Here is a 13,586-nt window from a genome sequence, read left to right as displayed (position 1 = left end):
AAATTGTCAACACTCATGTTCACATGTCTACGTCGCCGTCACGAACCGGCCCGAGAAACGCCACTCGCCCGGCCGATGCGGCCGGGCGAGTGCGTGTGTTCGGTTGTGGGAGCGGGCGTCAGATCAGGGGCTCCAGGCGGTCCAGGCGGTCCCGGATCTCCGAGAGCAGCCCGGCGGGCCCCGAGGCCCCGTCGCCGGACTCCGGAACGCACAGCATGCGCCGGGCCAGCGCGGCGACGGTGTCCACGATGGCCTTGACCTCGACGGCGTCGGCGGGCCGCGCCCACCAGGCCACCCAGTTGCACATGCCGAGCAGGCTCAGCGCCGCGGTGCGGGCGTCGACGGGGACGAACTCCCCCTTCTTGACGCCCTCCTCGATGATCGCGATCGTCTCGCGCAGCACCTGCCGCTTGGCGCGCGCGTGCACCGCGCCCGCCTCCTCCGGCAGCATCATCTCGGAACGGTCCAGGATCCGGAACTGGCTCGGGTGCTCGGCGCGCTGCTGGACCAGCTGCTCGGTGAGCAGCGTGATCTTCTCCGTCGGCGCCAGGTCCGACCGGTTGCGCAGTTCCTCGATCACGTCGGCGAGATCCTTGGAGACCCGCTCGACGAGCATGACCAGCAGGTCCTCCTTGCTGCTGAGGTAGTGGTACAGCGCCGGCCGCGAGACCCCCACCGCGTCGGCGATGTCCTGCAGGCTGGTCGCGTCGTACCCTTTGACCGCGAACAGGTCCGTCGCCGCGTCCAGCACGTCCCCGACGATCAGATCCCGCCGCCGCGATCCGCGGCCCGGTCTCTCCACTGTCGACATGTCGACGACCCTATCCCGCGGCGCGGCCGGCCGCCGGGACGCTCATGCCGTGAGCACCACCGCGTCGGCCCGCCCCACGGCGACGGCGGCGGCCGCCTCGGCGCGCAGCGCGTCCGGGACCTCCACCACCACGGTCTTGCCGGCCCAGCGGATCCGCTCGGCCAGGTCGATCCGCGCCCCCACCGCCGCCGGGTCCGACGGTCCGCCCACCACGACCACCGGGCCCGGGGCGGTGGCCGCGTCCGCGACGAAGGCGTCGTGCCCGGCCTCCCAGGCCGCGCCGCCGTTCCACTCGACCCGGGTCGCGTCCTGGAGTTCTTCGACGCCGATCACCTTCGACGGTGCGCGCAGCGCCTCGGTCTCCAGCGGCAGGTCCAGCACCCAGTCGTCGACGGTGCCCCAGTCCCCCGCCGGCTCGGCGCCCAGGCCGCGCAGCGCGACGGCCGCCGCCTCCGGGAACTCGGCCGCGTAGTGCTCGATCCCGAGGTTCCCCGCCCGGGTCATGTACGACAGCGCAGTGGCCTCCGGCGCCGCGCCGGCGCGGTCGCGGAAGCTGGTCCACCAGTTCTGCGAACGCGCGGCGAGGTGCTTGAACCGCTGCACCGAGGGGCGGCGGGCGGCCTCGTAGGCGGCGAAGGCCGCGTCGGTGTCGGCGTGCGCGGCGAGCGCGGCGGCGAGGGCGATGGCGTCCTCGATCGCCAGCTTGGTGCCGGAGCCGATCGTGTAGTGCGCGGTGTGCGCCGCGTCGCCGATCAGCACCACGTTGCCGCTGGACCAGCGGTCCAGGGTCACCGTCGGGAACTGCGCCCAGCGAGTGCGATTGGCGAGCAGCTCACCGCCGTTCAGCTCGCGGGCGAACACCCGCTCGAGGTGCCTCAGGCTCGCGGTGTCCGACTCCCCTGCGGGCGTCGCCGCTGCGTTGGCCGCGAGCCCCGCGGCCTCCCAGGTGATGTCGTCGGCCTCGATCAGGAAGGTGCTTCGGTCGTCGGCGTAGGGGTACGCGTGGACCACGAACAGCTCGTCGCCCTCGCCGCGCCAGGTGAAGTTGGCGTTGTCGACGGCGAAATCGGTCCCGCACCACATGAAGTGCAGTCGGCCGTAGTCGACGTGCACGCCGAGCCCGTCCGCCACGGCGTCGCGGACGGCACTGCGCGCGCCGTCGGCGGCGACGATCACGTCGGCCGAGACGTCGCCGAGGCCGGCCTTCACACCGCTGCGGATCTCGACGCCCACCTCGAGCGCCGCCTTGGTGAGCACCTCGAGGAGCGCGGCCCGGCCGATCGCGAGGTTCCGCGCGCCGTGCAGGCCCACGTCGCCGGCGTCGGTGCGCAGCACGAGCGAGTGGCCGCCGTGGCTGACCTCGCGCATCCGGTCCGCGGTCTGCGGGTCGACCTTGGCGAGGTTGTTCATCGTGGCCTCGGTGAGCCCGACGCCGAAGCCGAAGGTCTCGCTGCTGCTGTCGGTCCGCTCGTACACGGTGACGAGGGCGTTCGGGTCGGCGAGCTTGATCAGGCGCCCGGCGGCGAGGCCGGCGGGGCCGCCGCCGATGATCGCGACGGTGCGGCCGGGGGTGGTATGAGAAGTCATGGCGGTCTCCTATCGGGCGGTGGCGGACTGGTCGGCGGCGAGCTGCTCCGCGATGCGCTCGCGGAGGTCCTTCTTCGACACCTTGCCCACGTTGGACAGGGGGAACTCGGTGACGACCTCGATCCGCTCGGGCAGCTTGTACTTCGCGAGACCCTGGCCGAGCAGGAACTCGCCGAGGGTCGCGACGGTCGGGGCCTCGGCACCGTCGTCGACGATGAGGTAGGCGCAGGCGCGCTCGCCGAGCACCGGGTCGGGCATCGCGACGAGCGCGGCGCTGACCACGTCGGGGTGGCGCAGGATGACCTCCTCGATCTCCTCAGCGTGGATCTTCTCGACGCCGCGGTTGATCACGTCCTTGATCCGCCCCTCGATCGAATAGACGGTGACGCCGCCGATCACGTGCGCGCGAGCGAGGTCACCGGTGCGGTAGAAGCCGTCGGCGCTGAAGGAGTCGCGGTTGTGCCGGTCGGCGCGGTAGTAGCCACGGATCGTGTACGGACCGCGGGCGCAGAACTCGCCGATCTCGCCGGGCGCGACCGGATCGTCGCCGCCCACCTCGGCGATCCGCACCTCGTCGGCGGGCGAGACGGGTGCGCCCACGCTGTGGTGCCGCACGTCCTCGCCCGCGCCGCCGGGCGTCACCAGGAACATGCCCTCGGCCATGCCGAACATCTGCCGGACGGCGATGCCGAGCTCGTCGCGCAGTCGCTGCGAGACCTCCTCGGGCAGCGCCTGTCCGCCGACCACGAAGTCCGCGATCGACGTGAGATCGGTGGTGCGGCTGCGCGGATCCTCCAGCAGCCGCACCGCGACGGCGGGCGGGACCAGCGGCAGCGACGTCGGCCGCTCGGCGGCGATGAGGTCGAGCAGGTCGGAGGTCCGCGCGGACGGGGCGAGCACCAGCTGGGCGCCGGCGAGGATCGCGGGCTGCACCGCGAGGCCGATGCCGGCGTTGTGCATCACGGGCAGCGGGTACAGCAGCTTGGTGTCGCCGTCGTAGCCGAGCGCCTCCGCCCAGGCGAGCGAGTTGTGGACGTACTCCTCGTGCTGCCGGGCCGCCACCTTGGGCAGGCCCGTGGTGCCGCCGGAGAGCTGGAAGACGGCGATCTGCGCGGGATCCACCGCCGGCGGCGCGGGGGCGGTGGCGCCGAGCTCGGAGAGTCGCTCCAGCGTGGGGGTGTCGCCGATCGCGTCCCCGCGGGCCACGACGACCACGGGCAGGGCGCCGGACTCGTGCAGCGCGCGGGCGACGGCCAGGGTCTCGCCCGCGCCGTGGTCCGCCTGAACGATCGTCGCGCGGGCGCCGACGTGTTGCGCGAGCAGGCCGATCTCGCGCTCGCCGTGCTGCGGCAGGGTGCACACGGGGCGCAGTCCCGCGATCAGGGCGCCCAGGTAGGCCACGACGGTCTCGGCCACGTTCCCCATCTGGAACATCACCGGCTCGCCCGGCTCCAGGTCGGTGCCCGCGAGCAGGCCCGCGCCGAACGCCCGCGCCCGGCCGAGCAACTCGCCGTGCGTCCACCGGACCTCCGGCGTGACGAGGCCGGGACGGTCGGCGAACCGCGCGAGCGCGTCGGTCAGCTCGTCGGGCAGCGACCTGCCGCGCCACAGACCGTCCGCCCGGTAGCGGGCGACATACTCGTCGGGATAGGAGACCAACCCGGCCTCGTGCGCCGAGCGGGCTGGGGACTGCACATCGTTCTCTGACATGTTCGTCAATTTATCAACGTGACTGTTGACACACAAGGGGTCGGCGGAGTTTTCTTGACATTGCCGACGAAACTTCACCATCGGCGTAACCTCACTCGCGAACGCCGGCCGTCAACCGTCCGCGTCGACCATCCAAGGAGCACCGCATCATGACGACCACCTCCGCAGTTTCCTCCACGACCATCGACGCCGCAGGCGTTCCGCTCGCGGCACGCGTCGCGGAGGCGCCGGGCGATCCGCGCGCCCTGATCGTCGCGATCCACGGCGGCACTTATGATTCCGAGTACTTCCACGTCGGCGCGGATTCATTGCTCGCCCTGGCCCCGGAGCACGGGTACACGGTCGTCGCGATCGACCGACCGGGCTACGGCGGCAGCGCGACGGTCCCTGCGGAACGGCTCGGCTTCGACGAGCAGTCCACCCTCCTGGCGGCCGCTGTCGACGCGCTGCGCGCGCAGTACGACCTGCCGACGGTGCTCGTCGGCCACTCGATCGGCGGCATGCTCGCGCTGCTCACCGCCACCAAGACCGCCGAAGCACCCGCGGGCGTGGAGATCAGCGGGCTCGGCGAGCTGTGGCAGCCGGGCATCCGCGAGATGTGGGGCGGCCTGCGCGGCGACGCTCCCGCGATCGCGCTGCCGGCGGAGGCCCATGCCGGCGTCATGCTCGGACCCGACGGGTCGTTCACGCCCGCGCACGTCGCCCGCGACGCCGAGCTGCTGCGCCCGATGCCGATGCCGGAGCTCTGCGACGTGGTGGACTGGGCCGACCGCCTCCCCGCCGTCGGCGCGTCGGTCACCGCGCCGGTCCAGGTGACCTTCGCCGAGCACGACAAGATCTGGCGCTCTGACGACGAGGCACGGGCGGCCCTGGCCCGGCACTTCACCGCCGGCCCGATCGACGTGCGCGTGATGGGCGGCGTCGGCCACTCCATCGAGCTGCACAGCTGCGCGCGCGAGTACACGCTGGCCCAGCTGGACTTCGTGGAGCGGTCGATCTCCTGAACCGACGACGGCGCCCGCACCGGGATCCTCCGGCGCGGGGCGCTGTCGTGTGCGGGCCCGACGGGCCGCGTGCCCTACCCGAGCAGGGCGTCGACGAAGGCCGCCGGCTCGAACGGGGCGAGGTCATCGGCGCCCTCGCCGAGGCCGACGAGCTTCACCGGCACGCCGAGCTCGTGCTGCACGGCGTAGACGATGCCGCCCTTGGCGGTGCCGTCGAGCTTGGTGAGGACGACGCCGGTGATGTCGACGACCTCGGCGAAGACCTTCGCCTGCGCGAGGCCGTTCTGGCCGATCGTGGCGTCCAGGACGAGCAGCACCTCGTCGACCTTGGCCTTCTTCTCCACGACCCGCTTGACCTTGTCCAGCTCGTCCATGAGGCCGGTCTTGGTGTGCAGGCGGCCGGCGGTGTCGATGAGCACCACGTCGACTCCCTCCTCGGTGCCCTTCGCGACGGCGTCGAAGGCGACGGCGGCGGGGTCGGCCCCCTCCTTGCCTCGCACCACTTCTGCGCCCACGCGCTCGCCCCAGGTCTGCAGCTGGTCGGCCGCGGCGGCGCGGAAGGTGTCGGCGGCGCCGAGCAGCACGCGCCGGCCGTCGGCCACGAGCACCCGGGCCAGCTTGCCCGTGGTGGTGGTCTTGCCGGTGCCGTTCACGCCCACCACCAACAGCACCGACGGTGCGCCGGCGTGCGGCAGGGCCTTGATGCTGCGGTCGTACTCGGGGTGCAGCTCCTCGATCAACACCTGGCGCAGCAGTGCGCGCGCCTCGGCAGCGCTGGAGACGCCCTGCGTCGCGATGCGGTCCCGCAGCTTCTCGACCACGGCCATCGTCGTGGGGGTGCCGAGGTCCGCGAGGAGCAGCGTGTCCTCGATCTCCTCCCACGACTCCTCGTCGAGGTCGCCCGCGCCGAGGAGGCCGAGCAGCGACGCGCCGACCGTCGACTGCGAGCGCGCGAGCCGGCCCTTGAGCCGGTCCAGACGCCCCTCCGTCGGGGCGATCTCGTCCAGCTTCGGGGCCGACGGTGCCGCCTCGGCGGGGGCCTCCACCTCGACCGGCGCCTCCGGCGCAGCGGGCTCCACCGGCGCCGCAGGCGCGGTCGCCTCAGGCGCGGTGGTCGTCTCGGCCGGAGTCGCCGGCGCGGCGGGAGCCTCGGTCTCGGCCGGAGCTGCGGGAGTCTGCGTCTCGGCGGGCGCCTCGGGCGCCGCCTCCGGCGCCTCGTCCTCGATGTGCTCGATCTCCGTCGGCGCGGACGGCGCGACGTTCGCGATGCCGGGGTCGATCTCCTCGGCCTCGGCGAGGCGCGCGTCGGCCTGCGCCTGCGCCGCTTCGGCGGCCTCCTGCTCGCGCGACTCCTGCAGGTCCTTGAGGGACACGTGCGGCGCGGCGTCGGGCGCCGGCACCGTCTTCGGGGCGGGCGGGGCCTTCGGCACCAGCGGCGCGGGCTCGGCCTCGCGCGTGCCCTCACTGAAGGTGAAGCCACCGCCGGCCTTGTACCCGCCCGACTTGTCGAGGCTCTTGGGCTCGGCCGTCTCCTCCTTGAGCGAGACGCGCCGTCGCTTGTTGAGGTAGAGGCCGGTCGCCAGCGCCGTCAGAACGACGAGGACGGCGACGACGGCGATGATGATGGCGATGGCCGAAGTACTCACGCCACGACTCTAGTCAACGTGCCCGTCCCGTCCGGGGCGCCCGTCGCGACCGACCGACCACCGGACCCCGACGCGATCGAGATCACGTATCCCGGATCGCGGTGATCGGAACTCTTCGCGGACCGTACGACCGCAACTAGCGTTCAGCTTCCATCGGGCTCCTCCACCTCCTGACGAAAGCGAGATCGCCCCATGCGCACCACCTTCTCCCGCCGCGCCCTCGGCGCCGCCCTGGCAGTGACGGCCGCAGCGGCGGTCACCGCCGTCGCCACCCCCGCGGCGAACGCCGACACCCTCACGGGCACCTTCTCGATCGACTCCGGTTCGTACTTCCGGATGATCCTGCCGAGCGGCACCGCGTCCGGCCCGTTCCTCGCGAACGGCAACTCGACCAACTCGGACAAGACCATCACGCCGCTGTCCGGTTCGCTGACCTCCGGCTCCTACCAGGGGCAGGTCACCGCGGCGCGCACCTTCTTCGGCTCGGATTTCGTGACCTCGACGAAGGCGACCGACCCGCAGACCGGGTCCGCGACCGCGGTCCCGACCATCACACGCAACGGCTCGTCGCTGTCCGGCGACCTGTCAGCGTTCGGCGTCGCCTGGAACGGCCAGGTCTTCAACCAGGGCGCCCCGAAGCCCGGCGGCGGCCTCCCCGGCAAGACCAGCCGCGTGACCGGCACGATCAACGGCTCCAATTACTCGATCACGTGGACCAGCCAGATCGTGGGCGGACCGTTCAACAACTTCACCGGCCTGTGGCATCTCACCGGTACGTACAGCAAGTAGCGGCACCCGGCGCGGCGGCGCTCCTCGGGGGCGTCCCCCGGCTGCGCGCCGTCGCGCCCCCGCGCACCGCGGCGCTCCCCGCCGCCCGACGATGGCCGGCCTGGTTCCTGCTGATCGCGGGCATCGCCCTCGCCCTCGGCTCCGTCGCCGGCGGCCTCCCCACCACGACGGCGGGCGCGACGAAGATGCTCGACGCCTTCGCACCGCACCTGACCGACGAGTCCCTCGCCCGGCTCGACGGGGACGTCGACGCGATCGCCCGGTTCGGCGCGGCCGCCCGCGCGGAGGCCGCGGCCGGGAGGCTCGCGGCGGCGCCGCGGACCGTCGACTACGCGAACCGGTCCGCGGACGTCGAGGCGAACGCCCGGGAGCTGCTCGCGTCGGCGCGGGCGGCGAAGCCCGACGTCGACGCGCTGGCCCGGATCCGCGGCCTGAGCACGCTCCCCCAACTGCTCCTGCTGGTCGGGATCGCGCTGGCCGTGGCCGGGGCGGTCCTGCTCCGCTCCCGGTCCGCCCCGCCGCGTCGGTGGGCGACCGCCGCCGCGGCGCTCTGCGCGGTGGCGCTGGTGGTCCACCCGTTCGCCTCCGGCCTGGTCGCCGGTGCGCCGTCCGCCGGCCGGGTGGTCGACCGGTTCGCGCCGATCATGACCGAGCAGCAGGTGGTGCGCCTGCAGCGCGACTTCCTCGCGCTGGTCGGCGCGGTCGGCGAGATCGACCGCGGCACGACGGTCCGCCGCACCCCCGAGATCCGGGCCTTCACCACCTCCTGGCAGACGGTGTCCTCCGATCTCGCCTCGCTCACCGGCGCGATCAACGACAACCTCCCCGACTACCGGCGGCTGGCCTCCACCAACGCCGTCCTGCCGGTCCCCGGCGGCACCTTCGCGGCCCTGCCCTGGGCGGAGCTCGTCCTGGGCCTCGCCGTCGGGGGCGCCGTGCTGGGGACCCGACGAAAGGTCCTGCCGTGACATCCCGTCCGATCTCCCGACGGTCCCTCGCTCTCGCACTGGTGGCCGTCGCGGCGGCTGCATCCGCCTGTAGCACCGCGGCGCCGGCGCAGCCCGAGGTCGCCGAGCAGCTCGTCGGGCTGTTCCGGTTCACGCCGGGCGGTTTCGCCGACGGGAAGCCGACGGGCACGTACTTCAAGATGGCGATCGTCGGCGGAACCGCCGACGGGCCGTTCGTCAACAACGCCAACTCGCCGATCGACGAGGGCCGCGTGACGGCCCTGAAGCCGGGCACCGCGGGCGGGCTCCGCACCGGCGCCTACCAGTCCGAGGCGAAACCCGGTTTCCGCAACGGCGATTCGCTGTCCGGCTCGGTGATCACGCCGACGAAGTTCTTCGACGTGCTCTTCGGGATCTCCACGAACGCCGTCGATCCGCAGACGCGCGCCGCGCTGCCCGCGCCGTCGGTGACGCGCACCGGGACGAAGCTGACCGCGGACGTCTCCGCCTGGGCCGCCTCCTGGAACAACCAGGAGTTCAACCAGGGCGCGCCGAAGCCAGTGCCCCGCACCGACGCCGCCGCGGCGGGCCAGGAGCAGGTCGGAAAGGCCTGGGACGTCGTCTCGCAGCGCTGGCTCGCGCAGCCCGCAGCGGCGAAGGCCGACGGCCCCACCGCGACCGGCACCTTCGACCCCGCGACGCGGCGCTTCACCCTCGACTGGACCAGCCACATCCAGGGCGGCCCGTTCAACGACTTCACCGGCGTCTGGCACCTGGAAGGCGTCTTCGAACCCGGACCGCCGCCCACCGCGGCCGGCTCGACCGCCCCCGCCCACTCCTCCGCACCGAAGAAGGCCCCATGACCCGCATCCCGCCCGCGCTCGCCCGCACCGCCGTCGCCGCCGCGCTGGCCGTGACCGTCCCCGTCGCCGGTACCGCGGCGGCCGCGCCCACGCCCAAGCCCGCCCCGTCGCCGGGCAGCTCCCCCGCGTCGGCGAGCGCGGCGGCGAAACCCTCGGGACCGGCGACGCCCTCGGCGGCCAAGCCCTCCGGTGCGGCGACCCCGTCCGGCCCGGCGAAGCCCTCCGGCTCGGCTAAGCCCTCCGGCTCGGCGGCGACCTCGGGGGCGATCTCGACCGTCGTTCCGGGCGTGAACCCCGCCGACATCCAATGCCCGCTCGGCTGGCCGAAGCCGCGGGAGAAGGGCGGCCTCGCCTCGCTGATCCTGCTGGCGCCCGCCGCCGGCGCCTTCACCGACGAAGCCTTCGCGGCGGGCCAGGCCTACGATCCGATCCTCAGCCTGTTCGGCCCCTTCCTCGCCGCGATCAAGCCCGTGATCGAGCAGTCGCAGCCCGCCCTCGCCGGCCCCGTCCGCGCGCTCAACGCCGCGGAACAGGCGGTCTACGACGCGATCAAGCCCCTGTACGCGCAGTACCGCCCGAAGGTGATCGAGGCGCTCACCAAGGCCGGCGACGACCTCGCCCCCGCTCTCCAGGAGCTCGCCGCCACCCCGGCGGCCGCGTGCCTCGTCGCCTGGGAGGACCAGGTGCTCACCGGCCTGCAGACCGGGAAGTGGTCCCCCATCGCCACCGGCGGCCTGGCCGCGCTCGCCGAGCTCGCGGCCAGCGGCAAGGGCGGCGGTCCGGCGGCGGCGAAGCCCGGGCCCGCGAAGGCAGTGCCGACGAAGGCCGGGCCCGCGAAGCCCACCGGCCCGGCCGTCGCCGCGACGCCGCGGTGATCGCACTCTCCGGCGTCACCGTCCGCTACGGCGCGACGGTGGCCGTCGAGGACGTGACCTTCTCGGCACCGTCGGGCGAGGTCACGGGACTGATCGGCCCGAACGGCGCCGGGAAGTCGACCACCCTGCGTCTCATCGCCGGTCTCGAGCGGCCCTCGTCCGGCACGGTCACGATCGACGGTCAGCGGTACGACCGGCTCGCGAATCCCGGCACGACCGTCGGCGTGCTGCTCGACGCGGCCTGGGCCGCGCCGACCCGCACCGCGCGCGAGCACCTGCGGTGGATGGCGGCCGCGATCGGCCTACCGGACGCCCGGGTCGACGCCGCGCTGGACCTCGTCGGCCTCGATCGGGTCGCGAATCGCGACGTCGGCGGCTTCTCCCTGGGCATGCGCCAGCGACTCGCGATCGCGGGCGCCGTCCTCGGCGATCCGCCGGTGATCGTGCTCGACGAGCCGGTCAATGGACTGGATCCCGAGGCGATCGCGTGGATCCGCCGGACGCTGCGGGCGCTCGCCGACGACGGCCGCACCGTGCTGCTGTCCTCGCACCTGCTCAGCGAGCTCGAGCAGACGGCCGACCGCATCGTCGCGCTGCACGAGGGGCGCGTGGTCGCGGACGCCCCGCTGGCCGAGCTGGTCGAGCTCTCGTCACCCGGTCGTTCCGGGCTCGAGGCGCTCTACTTCCGGCTCACCGGCGACGACGAGGCCGCGGCTCCCGCACCCGCGCCGGAGGCCGTCGAACCGCGCGGTGTCGCCCGCCGGTCGGTGGCGGCCGAGGCCCGGAAGGCGCTGACCTCCCGCGGTTTCCGGGCCGCGCTCGGCGGCGCGACGGCCGTCGCGCTCGCGGTGGCCGTCGTCGTCGGCGTCTTCGCGCCGGTCTTCCACGACGCCTCGGTGACCACTGCGGGCTACGGCCTCGGGCTGGTGGGCGGCGCGCTCATCGCCGTCGCCGGGGCGCTCCTGATCGGGCTCGACCGGGACCACGGGACGCTCGCCCTCACCCGGATCCTGATCCCGCGCCCGCTGCTCGGGTACGGCTCGAAGGCTCTGATCGCGGCGGTGGGCGGTGCGGGAGCGGGGCTGGCAGGTGCCGGTTCGGCCGTCGTGGTCGCCGCGATCACGGGATTGCCCTCGCCCGCTGGGGAGGTCCTGCGGCTGCTCGTCATCGCGCCGGTCGCGGGCGCGCTGCTCGCGGTATTGGGTCTCGCCGTCGGGCACGTGGCGTCGTCGACGACCGCCGCCGTCGGAGCCGTCCTGGGCTGGTGGTTCCTCGTGGAGGCGATCGCGGTGCCCGCGCTCCCCTTCGGGCGGTCGCTCGCGGCGTGGCTCCCCGCGACGAGCTCTCAGATCGCGACGATCGGCGTGCCCGCGAACACGGCGACCTGGTCGCCCTGGGTCTCGCTGGCGATCCTCGCCGCGTGGACCGCCGTCGCCTCCGCAGGAGCGCTCGCCGCGGCGCGACGCGGGCCCCGGACCGCCTGATAGCGTCACGCTCGAGTCGGACATGGGGAACCCGGTGGGAATCCGGGACTGGCGCGCAACGGTGTGAGGCGGCGAAAGCGGCTTCGAGTCCGATACCCGCCGACTCGCAGCTGTCCACCGCCGCCCCCGCGCACGGAGCGGCCGACGAATCGAGTCCGACCCATGCGGCCCAGCGCCCTCGTCCCACCCCTCGCCCTGTCCGTCGCGGCGGCATTCCTCACGGGGTGCGGCACCGCACCGTCGACCCCCGCGGCGAGCCCCTCCGAGCGGTTCCCCGTCAGCGTCACCACCTGCGACTTCACCACGGAGGTCACGGCGGAACCGCGACGCATCGTGACCATGAACCAGGGCGCGACCGAGGTCGCCCTCGCGCTCGGCGTCGCCGACCGGATGGTGGGCACGGCGTACCTCGACGACGCGGTCGCACCCCGCTTCCAGGCCGACTACGCGCGGATCCCCGTGCTCGCCGCCAAGTACCCCACGCAGGAGAAGATGCTCTCGGTGCGGCCCGACCTCGTCTACGGCTCGTACAACTCGGCGTTCAGCGAGAAGAACGCCGGCGACCGCGCGCGGCTGCAGGGCCAGGGCATCGCCACCCTCCTCGCCCCGGCGGGCTGCGCCAAGAAGCCCGAGCGCGCCTCATGGGACCTCATCTGGGACGAGCTGACAGCCGCGGGCCAGGCTTTCGGCACCGAGGACGCCGCCGCGAAACTCGTCGCGGCGCAGAAGGACGAGCTCGGCAGCGCCGCGCTCAAGGGCGCGGCGCGCGGCCAGCGGATCTTCTGGTGGGACTACGGCGCGCAGTCCGGGCTCAACGTGGGCGCCGGCAAGGGCACGCCGCAGCTGCTCATCGAGTCGGTCGGCGGCGTGAACGTCTTCGCCCACCTGCCGGGCAACTGGGCCGAGGTCTCCCTGGAGAACGTGGTCGGTACGAACCCCGACGTCATCGTCGTGGCCGATACCGCGGGACACCCCGCGCAGGACCGGATCGACCAGGCCCGCAAGGACCCCGCCCTGAGCCAGCTGCGCGCCGTCCGGGAGAACCGTTTCGTCGTGATCCCGTTCTCGGAGACCACCTCCGGCGTCCGCCTGCTCGACGGTGCGCGGCGCGTCGCCGACGGCATCCGGGCGCTGCCGTGACCGCGATCCTCGTCGGCATGTCCGCCGGCGTCGACCCCGACGGCCTCACCGCCCTCGCCCACAGCGCCGCCGCTGAGCCCGCCTTCCTCCAGGTCCACGATCCGGCGCTGGTCGACGTGCTCACCGCGGTCGCCGACCGCGGCGCCTCCGACGTCCTGCTCATCGGCGCGGGCTGGGCGCAGCCCGGCCCCAAGCGGTCGTGGTTGCGCCGGGTGGCCGCGCACTGGCTCCGGGGCTACGACGGTGCGCCGACGCTGCGCCTCGCCCCGCAGCTGCTGGCCGAACCCGACCGCGACCTGCTCGCGGCCGCGATCGCCGCGGGCGGCGCCCCGATGACCGACGACGCCGCGCCCCTGCATTCGGCGGCGTGGGAGGAGGTGCCGCGGCACCGGCACCAGGTGCTGATCTGCCGCGGCCCGCGCTGCTCCGCGCTCGGGGCGTCGGCGCTGACCTCGGCGTTCGGCGACGAGCTGCGTCGCGCGGGCCTGGGCGACGACGACGCACTGGTCACGGTCACCGGGTGCCAGTTTCCGTGCAATCACGCTCCCGTCGTCACGGTCCAGCCGGACGACGCCTGGTACGGGCGGGTCACCATCGACGACGTCCCGGACCTGGTGGATGCGCACCTGATCCGCGAGAAGCGCGCCGCGCATCTCCTGCTCCCCCGGGAACGCTCCGAGGCCCGACGGTCCGCGGAATATTCGGACCGCAGTCCGGGGTTGTAGCGGCC

General features: G+C 73.7%; 12 protein-coding genes and 1 riboswitch. Of the genes, 8 read left to right on the top strand and 4 right to left on the bottom strand.

Translation table 11 applies throughout. The features are described 5' to 3' along the window. Window positions 1-118: 118 nt before the first annotated feature. The 3 genes from ACLQ3K_RS22955 to ACLQ3K_RS22945 are packed head-to-tail and all read right to left on the bottom strand — an operon-like array spanning window position 119 to window position 4,108. Window positions 119-811 carry a TetR/AcrR family transcriptional regulator gene (locus tag ACLQ3K_RS22955; RefSeq protein WP_426001784.1) on the bottom strand — a complete coding sequence of 231 codons (693 nt, stop codon included), beginning with the start codon at window positions 809-811 and terminating at the stop codon, window positions 119-121. Between the two features lie 42 nt (window positions 812-853). Then, window positions 854-2,398, bottom strand: coding sequence for an FAD-dependent monooxygenase (locus ACLQ3K_RS22950; RefSeq protein WP_426001783.1), 1,545 nt, complete (start codon window positions 2,396-2,398; stop codon window positions 854-856). Between the two features lie 9 nt (window positions 2,399-2,407). Further along, window positions 2,408-4,108 carry an AMP-binding protein gene (locus tag ACLQ3K_RS22945; RefSeq protein ID WP_426001782.1) on the bottom strand — a complete coding sequence of 567 codons (1,701 nt, stop codon included), beginning with the start codon at window positions 4,106-4,108 and terminating at the stop codon, window positions 2,408-2,410. A gap of 149 nt (window positions 4,109-4,257) precedes the next feature. Here ACLQ3K_RS22945 and ACLQ3K_RS22940 point away from each other — a divergent pair, with 149 nt between their 5' ends. Beyond that, entirely contained in the window at window positions 4,258-5,112 is an 855-nt protein-coding gene (locus ACLQ3K_RS22940; protein ID WP_426001781.1) for an alpha/beta hydrolase, read from the top strand. Between the two features lie 74 nt (window positions 5,113-5,186). On the opposite strand, the gene ftsY is transcribed toward ACLQ3K_RS22940, so the two are convergent. Next, a complete protein-coding gene (ftsY, locus tag ACLQ3K_RS22935; RefSeq protein WP_426001780.1) occupies window positions 5,187-6,758 on the bottom strand; it encodes a signal recognition particle-docking protein FtsY in 1,572 nt (523 codons plus the stop codon). A gap of 192 nt (window positions 6,759-6,950) precedes the next feature. Here ftsY and ACLQ3K_RS22930 point away from each other — a divergent pair, with 192 nt between their 5' ends. The 7 genes from ACLQ3K_RS22930 to ACLQ3K_RS22900 all read left to right on the top strand — a co-directional run bounded on the left by ACLQ3K_RS22930 (window position 6,951) and on the right by ACLQ3K_RS22900 (window position 13,581). Beyond that, window positions 6,951-7,547 carry a hypothetical protein gene (locus tag ACLQ3K_RS22930; protein ID WP_426001779.1) on the top strand — a complete coding sequence of 199 codons (597 nt, stop codon included), beginning with the start codon at window positions 6,951-6,953 and terminating at the stop codon, window positions 7,545-7,547. After that, window positions 7,517-8,515: a hypothetical protein gene (locus ACLQ3K_RS22925; protein WP_426001778.1), complete on the top strand. Its 999-nt coding sequence runs from the start codon at window positions 7,517-7,519 to the stop codon at window positions 8,513-8,515. Before ACLQ3K_RS22930 ends, ACLQ3K_RS22925 begins: the two co-directional genes overlap by 31 nt. Further along, a complete protein-coding gene (locus tag ACLQ3K_RS22920; RefSeq protein ID WP_426001777.1) occupies window positions 8,512-9,357 on the top strand; it encodes a hypothetical protein in 846 nt (281 codons plus the stop codon). The genes ACLQ3K_RS22925 and ACLQ3K_RS22920 overlap by 4 nt, the downstream gene beginning before the upstream one ends. Then, window positions 9,354-10,232, top strand: coding sequence for a hypothetical protein (locus ACLQ3K_RS22915; protein WP_426001776.1), 879 nt, complete (start codon window positions 9,354-9,356; stop codon window positions 10,230-10,232). Before ACLQ3K_RS22920 ends, ACLQ3K_RS22915 begins: the two co-directional genes overlap by 4 nt. After that, entirely contained in the window at window positions 10,229-11,716 is a 1,488-nt protein-coding gene (locus ACLQ3K_RS22910) for an ABC transporter ATP-binding protein (protein WP_426001775.1), read from the top strand. Before ACLQ3K_RS22915 ends, ACLQ3K_RS22910 begins: the two co-directional genes overlap by 4 nt. A 1-nt stretch (window position 11,717) precedes the next feature. Then, a riboswitch (cobalamin riboswitch) is annotated at window positions 11,718-11,834 on the top strand. 44 nt (window positions 11,835-11,878) lie between these two features. Next, window positions 11,879-12,856 (top strand): ABC transporter substrate-binding protein, encoded by a 978-nt coding sequence (locus tag ACLQ3K_RS22905; protein WP_426001774.1) that lies wholly within the window; start codon window positions 11,879-11,881, stop codon window positions 12,854-12,856. Continuing rightward, window positions 12,853-13,581 (top strand): (2Fe-2S) ferredoxin domain-containing protein, encoded by a 729-nt coding sequence (locus ACLQ3K_RS22900; protein WP_426001772.1) that lies wholly within the window; start codon window positions 12,853-12,855, stop codon window positions 13,579-13,581. Before ACLQ3K_RS22905 ends, ACLQ3K_RS22900 begins: the two co-directional genes overlap by 4 nt. The last annotated feature ends 5 nt before the right edge of the window (window positions 13,582-13,586 follow it).

Origin of the sequence: Tsukamurella sp. DT100 (genome assembly GCF_049844855.1) — a bacterium.
GTDB lineage: Bacteria > Actinomycetota > Actinomycetes > Mycobacteriales > Mycobacteriaceae > Tsukamurella.
This window is presented reverse-complemented; position numbering and strand designations above follow the sequence as displayed.

Excerpts from the sequence above, each read along its gene's own strand:
- ACLQ3K_RS22915 (WP_426001776.1), top strand. The coding sequence starts at position 9,354 with ATGACCCGCATCCCGCCCGCGCTCGCCCGCACCGCCGTCGCCGCCGCG.
- ACLQ3K_RS22940 (WP_426001781.1), top strand. The coding sequence starts at position 4,258 with ATGACGACCACCTCCGCAGTTTCCTCCACGACCATCGACGCCGCAGGC.
- ACLQ3K_RS22930 (WP_426001779.1), top strand. The coding sequence starts at position 6,951 with ATGCGCACCACCTTCTCCCGCCGCGCCCTCGGCGCCGCCCTGGCAGTG.
- ACLQ3K_RS22950 (WP_426001783.1), bottom strand. The coding sequence starts at position 2,398 with ATGACTTCTCATACCACCCCCGGCCGCACCGTCGCGATCATCGGCGGC.
- ACLQ3K_RS22955 (WP_426001784.1), bottom strand. The coding sequence starts at position 811 with ATGTCGACAGTGGAGAGACCGGGCCGCGGATCGCGGCGGCGGGATCTG.
- ACLQ3K_RS22945 (WP_426001782.1), bottom strand. The coding sequence starts at position 4,108 with ATGTCAGAGAACGATGTGCAGTCCCCAGCCCGCTCGGCGCACGAGGCC.
- ACLQ3K_RS22905 (WP_426001774.1), top strand. The coding sequence starts at position 11,879 with ATGCGGCCCAGCGCCCTCGTCCCACCCCTCGCCCTGTCCGTCGCGGCG.